Genomic DNA, 16,202 nt, shown 5'->3' with positions numbered 1-16,202 from the left:
TCGAGCTCGCCCAGGCGCAGCTTGGGCAACAGGCGCGTGAGGTCGCCTTCTTCCACCAGCACCGTGGTCTGCGAGGAGTTGGCCTTGAGCATCTCGACCGCGCGCGCCAGCAGCACCGGCATGGCCACCACCATGGCGCCCACGCTGGTGCGGCCCGCGGCGCCGCTGGCCACGGCGGCGATCTCGTCGCGCGTGCGGTCGTAGTCGGCCAGCACCGAGCGCGCGAAGCGCACCACGCTCTCGCCATAGGGCGTGGGCTCGGTGCCGCGTGTGGAGCGCTCGAACAGCGCGAGGCCGAACATGCGCTCGATCTCCACCAGCGACTTGGACACCGCCGGCTGCGTGACCGACAGGAATTCGGCCGCACGGCCCAGGTGGCGGAACTGGTCGAGCGCCACCAGCATCTGCAGGTGGCGCAACTTGAGGTTGGAACGCAGGACGCGGTCGATCTGGCTCATCGTGGTGGGTGCGGCTGTTTCCTCTTCATAACCTCCGGGCTATGAAGAGAGTCCGCTATTTCATTGGATTGCAATGATTGTCTACTGAAGAATGCGCCCAGCTTTCTCGAACAACAATCGTCGGAGACATACGCATGACCTTGCATCGCACCCTGCAGCGGCGCCAACTGGTGCTGGGCGGCCTTGGCGCCGCCGCGCTCGCCACCGCCACCGGCCGCGCCTTTGCGGCCGACTACCCGGAACGCCCCATCACCTTCATCTGCCCGTGGCCCGCCGGCGGCACGGCCGATCGCTCGATGCGCGCCATCTGCCAGATTGCGGCGCGCGAGCTCGGCCAGCCCATTGCGCTGGAGAACCGCGCCGGCGCCTCGGGAATGATCGGCACCAAGGCACTGGCCTCGGCCCGGCCGGACGGCTACACCATCGGGCAGATCCCCATCTCGGTGACGCGCTTCGCGCAGATCGGCACCGTGCAGATCGATCCGCTCAAGGACCTGAGCTACCTGGCGCGCACCTCGGGCCAGACCTTCGGCATCGCGGTGCCGGCCAGCTCGCCCTTCAAGTCGCTACGCGACATGGTGGCGCAGGCCAAGGCCAAGCCGGGCGTCGTCAGCTACGCGCATGCGGGCGTGGGCGGCGCCACCCACGTGGGCATGGAGCAGTTCGCGCAGGCGGCCGGCGTCAAGTTCAACGCCATTGCCTACAAGGGCGGCTCGGCCGCGCTGCAGGATGTGCTGGGCGAACAGGTCGACATGCTGGCCGACAGCAGTTCCTGGGCGCCACACGTCGAAAGCGGCAAGCTGCGGCTGCTCGCCACCTGGGGCGAGGCGCGCACGCCGCGCTTCAAGGACACGCCCACGCTCAAGGAACTGGGCTACGACGTGGTGGTGGAAGCACCCAACGGCATCGGCGCGCCGCGCGGCCTGCCGCCCGCGGTGGAAAAGAAGCTGCGCGATGCGTTCCGCGTGGCCGTTGCCAGCGAAGAATTCAAGAAGGTGGCCGACAGCATCGATGCGCCGGTCATGTACCAGGACGGCCCCGAGTACCGCAGGTACGTCGAAGCCGTCTACCGCCAGGAGACCGAGCTGATCCGCAAGCTCAATCTCAAGGAACTGATGGAGAAAGGTTGATGGCCGACAGCCCCCTGCTTCGCCTGCACCCGCACGACAACGTGCTGGTTGCCAAGACGCCGATCGCCCTGGGCGAAACGATTGCCGAGTTTGGCGTGCGGGCGCGCGCGCAGATTCCCGCGGGGCACAAGATCGCGTCGCGCGCCATTGCGGCCGGCGAGCAGGTGAAGAAGTACGACACGGTCATTGGCGTGGCCTCGCGCGACCTGGAGGCCGGCGACTACGTGCACAGCCACAACCTCACGCTGGTGGACTCCTACCGCGACCCGGCCTTCTGCCAGGACGTGCGGCCGGTGGCCTATGTGCCCGAGGCCGAGCGCGCCACCTTCATGGGCTTTGTGCGGGCCGACGGCCGCGTGGGCACGCGCAACTTCATCGGCATCTTGTCGTCGGTCAACTGCTCGGCCACTGTCATCAAGCGCATCGCCGCGCACTTCACGCCCGAGCGCCTGGCGGCCTTTCCCAACGTGGACGGCGTGGCCGCCTTCGCGCAGACCAGCGGCTGCGGCATGTCGTCGCCGAGCGAGCACTTCGACGTGCTGCGCCGCACCTTGGCCGGCTATGCGCGCCACCCCAACCTGGCCGGCGTGCTGATCGTGGGCCTGGGCTGCGAGCGCAACCAGGTCGATGCGCTGGTCGATTCGCAGGGCCTGAAGCAGGGCCGCCTGATGCGCACGATGGTCATGCAGGAGGTGGGCGGCACGCGCCAGACCATCGAGGCCGGCATCCGTGCCGTGGAAGAAATGCTGCCCGAGGCCAACGCGGCCGAGCGCACCCGCRTGGGCGCCAACCACCTGAAGATCGGCCTGGAGTGCGGCGGCTCCGACGGCTTCTCGGGCATCACGGCCAACCCGGCATTGGGCGCCGCCATGGATGTGCTGGTGCGCCACGGCGGCACCGCCATTCTTTCGGAAACGCCCGAGATCCACGGCGTCGAATTCATGCTCACGCGGCGCGCCGCCACGCCCGAAGTCGGCCAGAAGCTGCTCGACCGGCTGGCCTGGTGGGAGCGCTATGCGGCGGGCCAGAACGCGCAGTTCAACGGCGTGGTGGGGCACGGCAACCAAGCCGGCGGGCTGGCCAACATCTTCGAGAAATCGCTGGGCTCGGCCATGAAGGGCGGCACCACGCCGCTGCAGGCCGTGTACGAATACGCCGAGCCCATCGACCAGGCCGGCTTCGTCTTCATGGATTCGCCGGGCTACGACCCGGTGGCCGTGACCGGGCAGATCGCGAGCGGCGCGCAGCTGATCTGCTTCACCACCGGGCGCGGCTCGATGTTCGGCAGCAAGCCCGCGCCGACCATCAAGCTGGCCAGCAACACGCCGATGTTCAAGCGCCTCGAGGAGGACATGGACATCAACTGCGGCGTGGTGCTCGACGGCGAACTCTCGGTGCCCGAGCTCGGCCAGCGGATCTTCGAGCAGATCCTGCGCCATGCCTCCGGCGAGCAGACGCGCAGCGAAGCGCTGGGCCTGGGCGACCACGAGTTCGTGCCGTGGCACCTGGGCATCGTCAGCTGACTTTCTTTTGATACCGACGGACATGCCTCTCAATCTCTCCCGCCCCGACCTGCAGCGCACCGCCAACTTCATCGGCGGCGAATGGTGCGCGGCCGCCGCCGGCCGCACGCTCGACGTGACCGACCCCGCCACCGGCGCGCTCATCGCGCAGGTGCCCGACTCCGGCGCCGAAGCCGCCCGCGCCGCCGCCGATGCCGCGCACGCCGCCTTCCCCGCCTGGCGCCGCACGCCGGCCAAGCAGCGTGCGCAGATCCTCAAGCGCTGGAACGACCTGGTGCTCGCGCATCAGGAAGACCTCGGCCGCCTGATCTCGCGCGAACAGGGCAAGCCGCTGGCCGAAGGCATCGGCGAGGTCGCCTACGCGGCCAGCTACATCGAGTGGTTTGCCGAAGAGGCCACGCGCGCCAATGGCGAGGTGATTCCCGCGCCCGTTCCGGGCCGGCGCATGTTCGCCATCAAGGAGCCCGTCGGCGTGGTGGCCGCGATCACGCCCTGGAACTTTCCGGCCGCGATGATCGCGCGCAAGATCGCACCCGCGCTGGCCGCGGGCTGCACCGTGGTGTGCAAGCCGGCCGAGGACACGCCGCTCACCTCGCTCGCATTGGTGGCGCTGGCCGCGCAGGCCGGCGTGCCCGCGGGCGTGCTCAACATCGTGACGGCTTCGCGCGAGCGCACTCCCGAGGTGGTCGACGCGTGGCTGGGCGATGCCCGCGTGCGCAAGATCACCTTCACCGGGTCGACGCCGGTCGGCAAGCACCTGGCGCGCCGCTCGGCCGACACGCTCAAGAAGCTGTCGCTCGAACTCGGCGGCAATGCGCCCTTCATCGTGTTCGAGGATGCCGACCTGCACGCCGCGGTCGACGGCCTGATGGCCGCCAAGTTCCGCAACGGCGGCCAGACCTGCGTGTGCCCGAACCGCGTGTTCGTGCACGAGGCCGTGCATGACGAGTTTGCCGGGCTGCTCGCGGCACGTGTCGGATCGCTGCGCGTCGGTCCGGCCGGCGACCCGGCCTCGCAGATCGGCCCGATGATCAATGCGCGCGCCATCGAAAAGATCGAGCGCCATGTGCAGGACGCCGTTTCGCGCGGCGCGCGCGTGCTCGCAGGCGGCACGCGGCTACCCGCACTCGGGTCGAACTACTTCGCGCCCACCGTGCTGGTCAACGCCGACGCCGCCATGGCCTGCGCCTGCGAAGAAACCTTCGGCCCCGTTGTTCCGCTGACGCGCTTCGCCAGCGAAGCCGAGGTGGTGGCCCAGGCCAACGACACGCCCTTCGGCCTGGCCGCGTATTTCTACTCGCGCGACGTGCGCCGCATCTGGCGCGTGGCGGATGCGCTCGAAGCCGGCATCGTCGGCATCAACGAAGGCGCACTGGCCGCGGAGGCCGCGCCTTTCGGCGGCGTGAWGGATTCGGGCTACGGCCGCGAAGGCTCGGTCCACGGCCTGGACGACTACCTGCATACCAAATACGTCTGCCAGGGCCAGCTCGACTGACGCCGCGCCCACGCCCCACACATCAACGGAAAAAACATGCCCGCCCTCAACGCCTTCAAGACAGCCCTGGCCGCCAAACAGCCGCAGATCGGCCTCTGGCTCTCGATGGCCGACTCCTACATGGCCGAGGTGAGCGCCACCGCCGGCTTCGACTGGCTGCTGATCGACGGCGAGCACGCGCCCAACGACCTGCGCTCCACGCTGGCCACATTGCAGGCCGTCGCGCCCCACCGCGCCCAGCCGGTGGTGCGCGCAGTGCAGGGCGACACGGCGCTCATCAAGCAACTGCTCGACATCGGCGCCAAGAACCTGCTGGTGCCCATGGTCGACACCGCCGAACAGGCGCGCGCGCTGGTGTCGGCCACGCGCTATCCGCCGCTGGGCATCCGCGGCGTCGGCAGCGCGGTGGGCCGCGCCTCGCAGTGGAGCGCACGCACCGACTACCTCGACATCGCCGATGCGGAGGTCTGCCTGCTGGTGCAGGCCGAAACCGTGGCGGCGCTTTCCAACCTGCCGCAGATCTGCGCGGTGGACGGCATCGACGGCGTCTTCATCGGCCCGGCCGACCTGGCCGCGTCGATGGGCCACCGCGGCCGGCCCGGCCACCCGGAAGTGCAGGCCGCCATCGAAGCCGCCATGCGCACCATCGTGGCCTCCGGCAAGGCCGCGGGGACGCTGACCTCGGACCCGAAACTGGCCCGGCGCTACCTGGAGCTGGGCTGCAGCTTTGTTGCGGTGGGTGTCGACGTGCTGCTGTTCGCAGGCGCGGCCCGCAAGCTCGCGGCCGACTTCAGCGGTGCGCCGCCGGCCGAAGAGCCCGCGTCGCGCGCGGCTTACTGAACGAAGGCCTCGGCGCGAGAAAATCCTAGGGCAGGTTCTCGCGGAAGATCACCTGGCTGCGGGTGGTTTCCACGCCGCTGAGCGCCTCGCGCCCGTCGCGCAAGTTGGCAAAGATGCGCACGCAGCTCATCAGCGTGGTGTGCGGGCTCTGCGTGATCACCGCGTCCATGCTGCCGTCGATCAGCAGCGTGCGCGTGTCGGGCGTGAGCCCGTGCCCGATGAACACCACCTTCTGCTCGCGTCCCGCCTCCTTCAGCGCGCGCGCCACGCCGTCGGATGCGCCGCCGATGTTGTAGATGCCGCCCATGTCGGGGTATTGCTCCAGCAGCGCGCGCGTCTGGCGGTAGTTCTTGCCCGCATCGTCCTGCCCTTCGCGCAGGCCCACCACCTCGAGCCGCGGAAACATCTCGTCGATCACGTGCAGGAAGCCGGCCTCGCGCTCTTCATGGGCCTTGTAGCTCAGGCTGCCCGCAATGAGCGCCACCTTCGCGGCGCGCGCACCGATGAAGCGGCCGATCAGGTAGCCCGCGGTGCGGCCGGCCGCGCGGTTGTCCAGCCCCACGAAGGCGGCGCGCTCCGAATTCGACAGGTCCGAGATCAGCGTGACCACCGGCAGCCCGCGCGCCGCCAGCGCCGCCACCGCCTCGCGCACCGCGGGATGCTCCAGCGCCATCATCGCGATGCCGTCGCAGCGCTGGCCGTGGCGCCGCAGCGCGTCCGCCAGTTCGTGCGGATTGAAGCTCTCGATGAACACCGTGCGGCACTGCACGTTGAACGGCGCCCAGTGCTCCTGCGAGTAGCCCACCATGTCGCCCAGCATGCGGATGAAGCGGTTGGTGCCGGCCGGCAGCAGGAACACCAGCCTGAGGGGCGGCGGCGTGAGCGCGGCATAGAGCTCGGGGCCCGGCAGGTAGTCGAGCTCGCCCGCGGCCTTGAGCACGCGCTGCACCGTGGCGTCGCGCACGCCGGGGCGGCGGTTGAGCACGCGGTCGACGGTGGCGGTCGACACCTGCGCGGCACGTGCGATGTCGACCACGCGCGCACGCCGCGCATCGGCAGGAGGTGAAGGGTTATCCCGCATACATCAAAAACCATCAAGATCGAGTTTGACCCGGATCATGCATGCTTTTATCTTCGCTGTGGCTCGAATCCCATGGTGCATCAGATTGCATCAACCGCATTCCGAAGATCCTGGAGACAAAAGACATGACCTCGCTCACTCGCCTGAACCGCCGCGGTGCCTTGCGCACGCTTTCCGCCCTCCCCGCCGCCGGCATCGTGTCGGCCGTGCCGCGCATCGCGCGCGCCGCGGAGTTCTCGTACAAGTACGGCAACAACCTGCCGCTCAGCCATCCGCTGAACATCCGCGCGCAGGAGGCGGCCGACCGCATCGCCAAGGAAAGCAAGGGCCGGGTCGAGATCAAGATCTTCCCCAACAACCAGCTCGGCGGCGACACCGACATGCTGGCGCAGGTGCGCTCGGGCGGCATCGAGTTCTTCACGCCCTCCGCGCTCGTCATCGCCACGCTGGTGCCGGTGGCCGCCATCAACGCGGTGGGCTTTGCGTTCAACGACTACGCGCAGGTGTGGGGCGCCATGGACGGCAAGCTCGGCGCGCACGTGCGCGGCGCCATTGCCAAGTCACGCCTCTATGCCTTCGAGAAGATGTGGGACAACGGCTTTCGCCAGACCACCAGCAGCAAGGCGCCGGTCACCAGCGCCAAGGACATGGACGGCCTGAAGATCCGCGTGCCCGTGAGCCCGCTGTCGATCTCCATGTTCAAGGGCCTGGGCGCCGCGCCCGCAAGCCTGCAGTTCAGCGAGGTGTACTCGGCCCTGCAGACCAAGATCGTCGACGCGCAGGAAAACCCGCTGCCGATCATCCAGGTGGCCAAGCTGTTCGAGGTGCAGAAGTTCTGCTCGCTCACCAACCACATCTGGGACGGCTACTGGTTCATTGCCAACGGCCGCGCCTGGGAAGCATTGCCCGACGACCTCAAGACCATCGTGGCGCGCGCCATCAACGACGCCGGCATGCAGCAGCGCGAAGACATCAAGAAGCTCAACGAATCGGTGGTGGGCGACCTGCAGGCCAAGGGCCTCAGCATCAACCGCCCGGTGGCCGAGAGCTTTCGCGCCAAGCTGCGCGAATCGGGCTTCTATGGCGAGTGGAAGGGCCGCTTCGGCCCCGAGGCGTGGGCGCTGCTCGAAGGCGCCGTCGGCAAGCTGGCCTGAGCGGCCATGGTGCATGAATCCACTTTCGAGGCGGCCCCGTTCGTGGGTGCCGGGCCTTCGGCCAATGCGCTGAGCGGCATGGCCGGGCGCGCCGACCGCGTGCTGGGCGGCCTGGTCGAGGCCGTGGCCGCGCTGCTGGTGCTGGCCGAGATCTGCGTGCTGTTCGCGGGCGTGGTGTCGCGCTACGTGTTCCACGCGCCGCTGGTGTGGTCGGACGAGCTCGCATCCATTTTGTTCCTGTGGCTCTCGATGCTCGGCGCGGTGGTGGCGCTGCGCCGCGGCGAGCACATGCGCATGACGGCGCTGCTGCAGAAGGTGCAGCCCTCGACGCGCGCCATGCTCGATGCCTTTGCCATCGCAGCGTCCATCGCGTTCCTGGTGCTGATCGTCTGGCCCTCGGTCGACTATGCGCACGAAGAGTCGTTCATCGTCACGCCGGCGCTGGAAATCAGCAACGCCTGGCGCGCCACGGCCATTCCGGCCGGCATCGCCGTCATGCTGGCAATGGCGCTGCTGCGCCTCGTGCGCGTGTGCACCGGGCGGCAGATTGCGGTCGCGGTGCTCGGCATGGCGGCGCTGGTGGCGGCCTTCTGGCTTGCGGCGCCGCTCTTTGCCACGCTTGGCAAGTTCAACCTGGTGATCTTCTTCGTGGTGGYGGTGGCGGCCACCGTGCTCTCGGGCGTGCCCATTGCGTTCTCGTTTGCGCTGGCCACCTTCGGCTACCTGGCGCTCACCACGCGCACGCCGCTCTTGGTGATGGTGGGGCGGCTCGACGAAGGCATGTCGCACCTGATCCTGCTCGCGGTGCCGCTCTTCATCTTCCTGGGCGCACTGATCGAAATGACGGGCATGGCGCGCGCCATGATCCAGTTTCTTGCGAGCCTCCTGGGCCATGTGCGCGGCGGCCTCTCGTATGTGCTGATCGGCGCGATGTACCTGGTGTCGGGCATCTCGGGCTCCAAGATCGCCGACATGGCGGCCATCGCGCCCGTGCTGTTCCCCGAGATGGTCAAGCGCGGCGCCAAGCCCGGCGACCTGGTGGCGCTGCTGTCGGCCACGGGCGCGCAGACCGAGACCATTCCGCCGTCGATCGTGCTCATCACCATCGGCTCGGTCACGGGCATTTCGATTGCCGCGCTGTTCACGGGCGGGCTGCTGCCGGCCGTGGTGCTGGGCGCCGCGCTTTGCGCGGTGGTGTGGTGGCGCTACCGGCGCGAAGACCTGAGCGGCGTTGCGCGCCACAGCAAGCGCGAGATCGGCAAGCTGCTGCTGGTCGCGCTGCCCGCGGTGCTGCTGCCCTTCGTGATCCGCGCCGCCGTGGTCGAAGGCGTGGCCACGGCCACCGAGGTGTCGACCATCGGCATCGTGTATTCGGCCATCGTCGGCCTCTTCGTGTACCGGCAGTTCGACTGGAAGCGGCTCAAGCCGATGCTGGTCGACACGGCCTCGCTCTCGGGCGCGATCATCTTCATCGTGGGCTGCGCCACGGCCATGGCCTGGGGCCTCACGCAATCGGGCTTCTCGCAGGACCTGGCACGCGTCATGGGCGCGCTGCCGGGCGGCGCCTATGGCTTCCTGGCCGTGTCGATCGTCGCCTTCATCGTGCTGGGCAGCGTGCTCGAGGGCATTCCGGCCATCGTGCTGTTCGGGCCGCTTCTCTTTCCCATTGCCAAGGCCGCGGGCGTGCATGAAGTGCACTACGCCATGGTCGTGATCTTCGCGATGGGCATCGGCCTGTTCGCGCCGCCCTTCGGCGTGGGCTACTACGGTGCCTGCGCCGTCAGCAAGGTCAGCCCCGACGAAGGCATCAAGCACATCTGGGGCTACATCGCCGCGATGCTGGTGGGCCTGGTGATCGTGGCCGCGTTCCCGTGGTTCTCGACCGGTTTTCTCAAGTTCTGATCACAACAACACACTCACATCAACGGAGCCAACCGCAATGAGTCGATTCCTCGGCGAGATTCGCCAGCTGGGCTATGTCGTGCACGACATCGAGGCCGCCATGGACTACTGGAGCACCACGCTGGGCGTGGGCCCATGGTTCTACAACCCCAAGGTGCCGATCAAGAACTACCGCTACAACGGCCAGGCGCACGAGCCCCACAACTCGGTGGCGCTGGCCAACTCGGGCTATGTGCAGGTCGAGCTGATCCAGACGCGCAACGACGTGCCCTCGATGTACCGCGACTTCCTCAAGGCCGGCCGCACCGGGCTGCAGCACGTCGCCTACTGGACGGCCGACTACGACGCCGACCTGGCGCGCCTCACCGCGCAGGGCTTCAAGCCCGTGATGAGCGGCGAGGTGGGCGAGCGCGGCCGCTTCATCTACTTCGACACCGAGTACCACCCGGGCACGGTGATCGAGCTGTCCGAAGTGGCGGGGCCCAAGGGCAAGATGTTCGACCTGATCCGCAGCGCCTCCGAAGGCTGGGACGGCAGCGAGCCGGTGCGGCCCTTCCCTGACCTGAGCAAACTGTGACCGCGACCGAACGCATCCGCGCGCGCTACCTCGTCGAGACGCCGCTGGACCCGGCCGCGGTGGCCGAGGTGATGGCCGGCGAACAATCGTGCGGCACCTTCACGCGCGTCGAGGGCGAGACCGATGCGCTGCGCGAACGCGCGCGCGCCACGGTCGAGGCCATCACCGAGCTTGCACCGGCCGAGGCGCCGAGCCTGCCCAACGCGCTGCTGGAGCGCAAAGGCACCCGCGGCCCATGGCGGCGTGCGCACATCGACATCTCGTTTCCGGTGGCGAACATCGGCGCCAACCTGCCGACGCTCGCGGCCACCGTGTCGGGCAACCTCTACGACCTGGGCGAAGTCACGGGCCTGCGGCTCGAAACATTGCAGCTGCCGGCCGCGTATCGAGTGCAGTTCGAAATGCCGCGCGCCGGCATCGCGGGCACGCGGCGCACCACCGGCGTGGCGAGCGGCGCGCTGGTCGGCACCATCATCAAGCCCAACGTGGGGCTGTCCGCCAGCGAAACCGCCGAGCTGGTCGCCAGGCTCTGCGCCGCGGGTGTCGATTTCATCAAGGACGACGAGGTCTGCGCCAACCCTGCGCACGCCCCGCTCGCCGAGCGCGTGCCCGCCGTGATGGCCGTGGTGCGCGCGCACCAGCAGCGCACCGGCAAGCACGTGATGGTGGCCTTCAACATCACCGACGAAACCGATGCCATGAAGCGGCATGCCGACCTCGTCGAGCGCGAAGGCGGATCGTGCGTGATGGCCAGCCTCAACTGGTGCGGCCATTCGGGCATGCAGACGCTGCGCCGCCACACCGGCCTGGCGCTGCACGGCCACCGCAATGGCTACGGCGCGCTGTCGCGCCATCCGCTGCTGGGCATTTCGTTCCAGGCCTACCAGACGCTCTGGCGGCTCGCGGGCGTCGACCACATGCACGTGCACGGCCTGCAGGGCAAGTTCTCGCAGCCCGACAGCGAAGTCATCGAATCGGCGCGCGACTGCTTCACGCCACTGACCGATGCCGCCGACGACCGCGTGATGCCGGCCTTTTCGTCCGGACAGTGGGCCGGCACCGTGCCCGCCACCTGGGCCGCCATCGGCAGCGACGACCTGCTCTTCATGGCCGGCGGCGGCATCCTCGCGCATCCCGATGGCGCGGCGGCCGGCGTCACCAGCATCCGCCAGGCCTGGTCGGCCGCGCGTGCCGGCACCGCGCTGCAAGAAGCCGCCCGCAGCGCGCCCGAGCTGGCGCGCGCGCTGGCCTTCTTCGGCAAGCCGTGATGCCGGCCACGCAAGCGCCGGCCATCGTCTACTACGGCGACGATTTCACCGGCGCCACCGACACCCTCGGCACCGCCGCGCGCGCCGGCCTGCGTGCCCTGCTCTTCCTGAAGACGCCCGACGCCGCACGGCTCGCGCAGGCCGGGCCGCTCGACGTGCTGGGCATCGCAGGCGCCGCGCGCGCCATGGCGCCCGAAGCCATGCAGGCCGAACTGGCTCCGGTCGCCGCGCTGTTCCGCTCGCTCGGCGCGCGCGTGCTGCACTACAAGACCTGCTCCACCTTCGACAGCGCGCCGCACATCGGCTCCATCGGCGCGGCCGTGCGCACACTGCGCGGCGCCGTCGAACAGCCCTGGACCGCGATCATCGGCGGCCAGCCCAACATCGGCCGGCACTGCCTGTTCGGCAACCTGTTCGCCGCGGCCGGCGCGGGCGGCGAGGTGTTCCGCATCGACCGCCATCCGACGATGAGCCGGCACCCGGTCACGCCAATGCACGAGGCGGACCTGAGGCTGCACCTGGCCAAGCAGGGCCTGGCCGGCGTGCGCTCCATTCCTTTCACGGCCGCCTCGCGGGGGCCGCAGGTGCTTGGCGAGGCGCTGCAGCGCGCGCTGCGCCCGGACGTCGGCAACACCACCGAAGCCGTGCTGTTCGACGTGGCGGATGCACCGCAGCTCGCCGCCATCGGCCAGGTGCTGTGGGCCGAAGCCCGGCGCGCCACGCTGCTGGCCGTGGGCCCGAGCAGCGTGGTCGATGCGCTGGCCGGCGCGCTTGGCACGCGAGGCGATGCGCAAGCCGACCAGCGCCGTATGGGCCCAGCGCGCGGCCCCGTGCTGGTGCTGGCCGGAAGCCTCTCGCCCGTCACCGCGCGCCAGGTGGCGGCCGCACGCTCATTCGACACCGTATGGCTCGACGCGCCCAGCCTCGCGCAGCGCGATGCGGCCACGCTGGAGCGGCATGCGCGCGACATCGCGCAGGGCCTCGCCCGCGGCCGCAGCATGCTGGCCTGCACCCGGCCCGCCGAACAGGCGCCCACCGAGGGCGACCACAAGATCGACGCCCAGACCCTCTCGCGCGCCGGCGGCGACCTGCTGGCCAGGGTGCTGGCCATGGCGCCGCTGCGGCGCGTCGGCATTGCCGGCGGCGACACATCGAGCCACGCCGTGCAGGCGCTCGACGCCTGGGGCCTCTCCTACGTGGCCGACATGGGCGCCGGCGCGTCGCTCTGCCGCGTGCACAGCGACGATGCCGCGCTGGATGGCATGGAGATCATGCTCAAGGGCGGCCAGATGGGCTCGGAGGATGTGTTCGAGCGGCTGGTGCATGGCGCTGCGGACAGCGCCGTCTCGTCACGCAATTATTGAAACAAAACAATTCAATAGTAATAGCCGATTTACAGCAACCAAGTTGCAATTGTCAAACATTTTGAAATTGCAGAGCAAAAGTTCTAATTCCGGGCCAAGTTTCTGCCTGTAACGCCAAAACAGCCTCGATACAGCTGCCCGCCACCTGCCCCGCCTCCCCTGTTTTAGGTACCTGTTTCCCTCTGTACGGTGGTAAGATCGGCCCGTTGACTAGAGTAACAATGCGCTATCGCCGGTTACTATCGGTTGTCGACGCTGTCGCTCACTTCCAAGCTTCAACTGAACGGGGAAAAAATTCATGAAACATAGTCACCTGATCGCAGCCATGGCTCTTGCAGCCCTGGCCTCGGCACCCGCCCTCGCACAATCCCTCCCCACGCCTCCGGCCAGCGCCGCTGATGCCGTGCGCGCAGCTGGCGGTGGCGGCTTGACCACCCAGCAAATCGGTGCGGCAGCTGGCGGCGGCGTGCTGCTGGCAGCGGCCCTGGGCGGTGGTGGCGGCGGCGGTGGTGGCGGTTTCATCATCCCCGGCGGCCCTGGCGGCACTGGCACCACCGGTACCACCGGCACCAGGTAATGGTCGGAGCCCTCCGCAAGGGGGGGTTCCCAGCGAGATTCCAAAGCACCGCCAGCGCGGTGCAAAAACTAGGATGTTGCGTACTCGCATCATCCTTTTTTTTGGGCGGATGCTCCTCGGGCTCCTCGGCAATGCTTGCCACGGCCCGGCACCTCTATAACAACAACGCCTCGCCGTCGGACTCCCACACATTCCGTCCGGAATTCAGCTATTTGCGGGCCACGTTCGAAGGCCGCACCGTGTTTCTTGTGCTCGGATACGTCGACCCCCATCCCGAAGGTCCTACAGAGGTCTGGTACAGCGCCTCGGGTGAAACGGTGCGCCTGCGCCACGGGCGCCTGGTTGCCACCGCCGGCCTCACGACCGACTGGCGCGCCGTGCGCCTTGTCAACGCGCCTGCCTGGCCCTCCGCCACCGCCGCCGAGAGCACAGCGACTGCAACAACACGCTTCCAGCGCGAGCGCGACCTGATGCCCGGCTACCGCTCCGGCATACGCGACGACATCGAGCAGCGGCAAATCGCGCCGCCCACCGACAGCATGCTCGCCGGCCGGCCCGCAAGCTCGCTGCGCTGGATTGAGGAGCGCAGCAGCACGCGCCCGGCCTCAGCCTCTTTGCCGCCGGCCCGCTTCGGCCTCGCCCAGGTGGGCGACAAGCTCGAGGCGGTGTATTCCGAGCAGTGCCTTTCCCGTGATCTGTGCTTGAGCTTCGAGCGGTGGAATCCCTCTGTGCCAGCCAACGTTGCCTCGACAAGCACAGCTGGTTCATGAGCCCCCCGCCCCCGCCCGGCCCCATCACCAACCCCTTCCGCCTCAGCCTATTGGCCGCCGCGATCGTGTTGATGACTCCCTCCGCCCATGCCGCAGCCACCGACCGCCCTGTTGGCGGCGCTGCGCAGGTGCGGCCGGGCGAGCGGCTCAGCGACTGGCTGCTGCGCCAGCCCGAAGATGCAGCCGGCCCCGGCCTCGCATGGCAGGTGCCGCAGGAGCTGCTCGCGCAGCAATACCTGAAAGAGTCGCTGCTGGTGCGGGTGGAAGCGGCCGTTCGATCGGCCTCGCCTGAAGAGCGGGCCTCGCGCGAGCAGCTCTTGTCCGTGCTGCAAAGCCTGCCGGCCACCGGCCGCGTGGCGCTGGGCATTGTCGACCCGCGCTGGCTGCAGGCGAATCCCGGGCAAGACCCGGTGCTGCGCGAAGGCCAGCGGCTCGCGGTGCCGCCCGCCCCGCTGCGCTCGGTCACCGTGGTGCAGCCCGACGGCAGCTTTTGCCAGGTGGCGCATGAAGGCGGCCGCTCGGTGCTCGACTACCTGGGCGCCTGTGGCCTTGGCAGCAGCACCGACTGGGCCTGGATCGCCCAGCCCGACGGCCGCACTACCCGCGCAGGCATCGGCGCCTGGAATGCCGAGCCCGCCGACGAGCCCGCGCCCGGCGCCTGGATCTGGGCCCCGCCGCGCCGCATGGCCGCCCTGGCGGACCTGTCGGAAGGCCTCATCAAGTTCCTTGCCGTGCAAGGCCCCTCGCCGCAGGAACCCACCACCACCGCTACCACGCCCCCGGCCGCCCACGCGCCCGTGTTCGCCGCGCCCACCGTCGCCGCCACGCTGCCCGAGGCCGTGGCCTCGCAGCCGCGCCCGCTCGAGATCAGCGGCAACGACTGGGGCGAAACCGGCCTGCTGCAAACACCATCGGCCCGCATGGGCGTGGCCGGCGACACGCGCGCATCGCTCACGTCGATCTGGCCCTACACGCGGCTGAACGTCATGTTCCAGCCCCTCGACTGGATGGAGGCGGGCTTTCGCTACACCTCCATTTCCAACCGCGCATACGAAGCCAGCACCACCGGCCAGTCGAACAAGGACAAGAGCATCGACATCAAGCTTCGGCTGCTCAAGGAAACCACCTTCGTGCCCGAGCTTGCGCTGGGTTTTCGCGACCTGGGCGGTACCGGCCTGTTCTCCGGCGAGTACCTGGTGGCAAGCAAGCGCTGGTACGACCTCGACTTCAGCCTTGGCATCGGCTGGGGCTACCTGGGCGCGAGCGGCAACATCAGCAACCCCTTCAAGCTGCTGGGCAGCCGCTTCGACACCCGCGGCAACTCGAGCACCAGCCCAGGCAGGTTCGGCTCCTACTTTCGTGGCCCGGCCGCCCTCTTTGGCGGCATGCAGTGGCGCACGCCGTGGGACCCGCTCACGCTCAAGCTCGAATACGAAGGCAACGACTACCAGAGCGAGCCGCAGAACAACAACCAACGCCAGCGCTCGCCCATCAACATCGGCCTGGCTTACCGCGTGTCGCCCAAGGTCACGTTGTCTGCCGGCTTCGAGCGCGGGGACAAGTTCATGATTGGCCTCACGCTGTCGAGCAACCTGGCCGCGTCGCAGTCGCCCAAGCCGGCCGACCGCCCGCTGCCGGAATTCAGGCCAGAGGCGGCGGCGCGCTCCCCCGGCTGGGCAACCACCGCGGCCGAGATCGAGGCGCAGACCGAATGGATCGTCGAGCGCATTGCGCCCAAGGACGACGTGCTGCATGTGTGGGTGACCGACAGCAACACCGTCTATCGCACCGCGCGCGTCGAAAAAGCCATTGCGGTGCTTCATCACGACGCGCCGGACGCCATCAAGACCTTCGTCTTTCACTACGCCGAGCGCGGCCTTGCCGTGCATGCGCAAGCCGTCGAACGCGCCGAATGGGTGGCCGCGCGCATCGAGGCCTTGCCGCCGCATGCGGCGCGGGCCGTGTCCAAGCGCGACTACGAGCCCGAGCTGGCCCGCCCCGACGACACGCGCAACAGCCCCGCCCAGAACACCGCAGCCACCGAGGCCGCCGCCCCTGAAACC

14 protein-coding genes are annotated in these 16,202 nt (G+C 68.9%); 12 read left to right on the top strand and 2 right to left on the bottom strand.

Annotation, left to right across the window (positions count from 1 at the left end; translation table 11 throughout):
- On the bottom strand, positions 1 to 458 hold a 458-nt coding region (locus AC1DOC_RS01750; RefSeq protein ID WP_478129329.1), incomplete at its 3' end, for a LysR family transcriptional regulator.
- A 134-nt stretch (positions 459 to 592) separates the two neighbouring features.
- On the opposite strand from AC1DOC_RS01750, the gene AC1DOC_RS01745 reads away from it, so the two are divergent.
- The 4 genes from AC1DOC_RS01745 to hpaI are packed head-to-tail and all read left to right on the top strand — an operon-like array spanning position 593 to position 5,446.
- Positions 593 to 1,588: a tripartite tricarboxylate transporter substrate binding protein gene (locus tag AC1DOC_RS01745; protein ID WP_436289133.1), complete on the top strand. Its 996-nt coding sequence runs from the start codon at positions 593 to 595 to the stop codon at positions 1,586 to 1,588.
- Positions 1,588 to 3,111 (top strand): UxaA family hydrolase, encoded by a 1,524-nt coding sequence (locus tag AC1DOC_RS01740; RefSeq protein ID WP_478129328.1) that lies wholly within the window; start codon positions 1,588 to 1,590, stop codon positions 3,109 to 3,111. Before AC1DOC_RS01745 ends, AC1DOC_RS01740 begins: the two co-directional genes overlap by 1 nt.
- A gap of 22 nt (positions 3,112 to 3,133) precedes the next feature.
- Positions 3,134 to 4,606 carry an NAD-dependent succinate-semialdehyde dehydrogenase gene (locus tag AC1DOC_RS01735; RefSeq protein ID WP_478129327.1) on the top strand — a complete coding sequence of 491 codons (1,473 nt, stop codon included), beginning with the start codon at positions 3,134 to 3,136 and terminating at the stop codon, positions 4,604 to 4,606.
- A gap of 36 nt (positions 4,607 to 4,642) precedes the next feature.
- The gene (gene hpaI, locus AC1DOC_RS01730; protein WP_478081016.1) at positions 4,643 to 5,446 is read left to right on the top strand and encodes a 4-hydroxy-2-oxoheptanedioate aldolase; all 804 of its coding nucleotides are present in this window, start codon (positions 4,643 to 4,645) and stop codon (positions 5,444 to 5,446) included.
- Between the two features lie 25 nt (positions 5,447 to 5,471).
- Here the strand turns inward: hpaI and AC1DOC_RS01725 are convergent, their stop codons facing one another.
- Positions 5,472 to 6,527, bottom strand: a complete 1,056-nt coding sequence (locus AC1DOC_RS01725) for a LacI family DNA-binding transcriptional regulator (RefSeq protein WP_062361966.1) — start codon at positions 6,525 to 6,527, stop codon at positions 5,472 to 5,474.
- Positions 6,528 to 6,652: 125 nt separating this feature from the next.
- Between AC1DOC_RS01725 and AC1DOC_RS01720 the strand changes: the two genes are divergently transcribed.
- The 8 genes from AC1DOC_RS01720 to AC1DOC_RS01685 all read left to right on the top strand — a co-directional run.
- Positions 6,653 to 7,681 carry a TRAP transporter substrate-binding protein gene (locus AC1DOC_RS01720; protein WP_436043359.1) on the top strand — a complete coding sequence of 343 codons (1,029 nt, stop codon included), beginning with the start codon at positions 6,653 to 6,655 and terminating at the stop codon, positions 7,679 to 7,681.
- A 6-nt stretch (positions 7,682 to 7,687) separates the two neighbouring features.
- A complete protein-coding gene (locus AC1DOC_RS01715) occupies positions 7,688 to 9,583 on the top strand; it encodes a TRAP transporter large permease (protein WP_478129326.1) in 1,896 nt (631 codons plus the stop codon).
- Positions 9,584 to 9,620: 37 nt separating this feature from the next.
- Positions 9,621 to 10,160 (top strand): VOC family protein, encoded by a 540-nt coding sequence (locus AC1DOC_RS01710; protein ID WP_478081019.1) that lies wholly within the window; start codon positions 9,621 to 9,623, stop codon positions 10,158 to 10,160.
- Positions 10,157 to 11,428 (top strand): ribulose-bisphosphate carboxylase large subunit family protein, encoded by a 1,272-nt coding sequence (locus tag AC1DOC_RS01705; RefSeq protein ID WP_478081020.1) that lies wholly within the window; start codon positions 10,157 to 10,159, stop codon positions 11,426 to 11,428. The genes AC1DOC_RS01710 and AC1DOC_RS01705 overlap by 4 nt, the downstream gene beginning before the upstream one ends.
- Positions 11,428 to 12,792, top strand: coding sequence for a four-carbon acid sugar kinase family protein (locus tag AC1DOC_RS01700; protein ID WP_478129325.1), 1,365 nt, complete (start codon positions 11,428 to 11,430; stop codon positions 12,790 to 12,792). The genes AC1DOC_RS01705 and AC1DOC_RS01700 overlap by 1 nt, the downstream gene beginning before the upstream one ends.
- A gap of 298 nt (positions 12,793 to 13,090) precedes the next feature.
- On the top strand, positions 13,091 to 13,369 hold the full coding sequence (locus AC1DOC_RS01695) for a hypothetical protein (protein ID WP_478081021.1): 279 nt from the start codon (positions 13,091 to 13,093) through the stop codon (positions 13,367 to 13,369).
- Between the two features lie 131 nt (positions 13,370 to 13,500).
- Complete coding sequence (locus AC1DOC_RS01690) at positions 13,501 to 14,139, top strand: YjbF family lipoprotein (RefSeq protein WP_478081022.1); 639 nt, start codon at positions 13,501 to 13,503, stop codon at positions 14,137 to 14,139.
- A partial coding sequence (locus tag AC1DOC_RS01685) for a YjbH domain-containing protein (protein ID WP_478129324.1) occupies positions 14,136 to 16,202 on the top strand: 2,067 nt, incomplete at its 3' end. The genes AC1DOC_RS01690 and AC1DOC_RS01685, both read left to right, overlap by 4 nt.

The organism is Variovorax sp. 01T439_2 (genome assembly GCF_056398445.1).
This window is presented reverse-complemented; position numbering and strand designations above follow the sequence as displayed.

What these genes read in the sequence shown, in the direction of transcription:
- AC1DOC_RS01720 (WP_436043359.1), top strand. Translation starts at nt 6,653, where the DNA reads ATGACCTCGCTCACTCGCCTGAACCGCCGCGGTGCCTTGCGCACGCTT.
- AC1DOC_RS01700 (WP_478129325.1), top strand. Translation starts at nt 11,428, where the DNA reads ATGCCGGCCACGCAAGCGCCGGCCATCGTCTACTACGGCGACGATTTC.
- AC1DOC_RS01695 (WP_478081021.1), top strand. Translation starts at nt 13,091, where the DNA reads ATGAAACATAGTCACCTGATCGCAGCCATGGCTCTTGCAGCCCTGGCC.
- AC1DOC_RS01690 (WP_478081022.1), top strand. Translation starts at nt 13,501, where the DNA reads ATGCTTGCCACGGCCCGGCACCTCTATAACAACAACGCCTCGCCGTCG.
- AC1DOC_RS01710 (WP_478081019.1), top strand. Translation starts at nt 9,621, where the DNA reads ATGAGTCGATTCCTCGGCGAGATTCGCCAGCTGGGCTATGTCGTGCAC.
- hpaI (WP_478081016.1), top strand. Translation starts at nt 4,643, where the DNA reads ATGCCCGCCCTCAACGCCTTCAAGACAGCCCTGGCCGCCAAACAGCCG.
- AC1DOC_RS01725 (WP_062361966.1), bottom strand. Translation starts at nt 6,527, where the DNA reads ATGCGGGATAACCCTTCACCTCCTGCCGATGCGCGGCGTGCGCGCGTG.
- AC1DOC_RS01745 (WP_436289133.1), top strand. Translation starts at nt 593, where the DNA reads ATGACCTTGCATCGCACCCTGCAGCGGCGCCAACTGGTGCTGGGCGGC.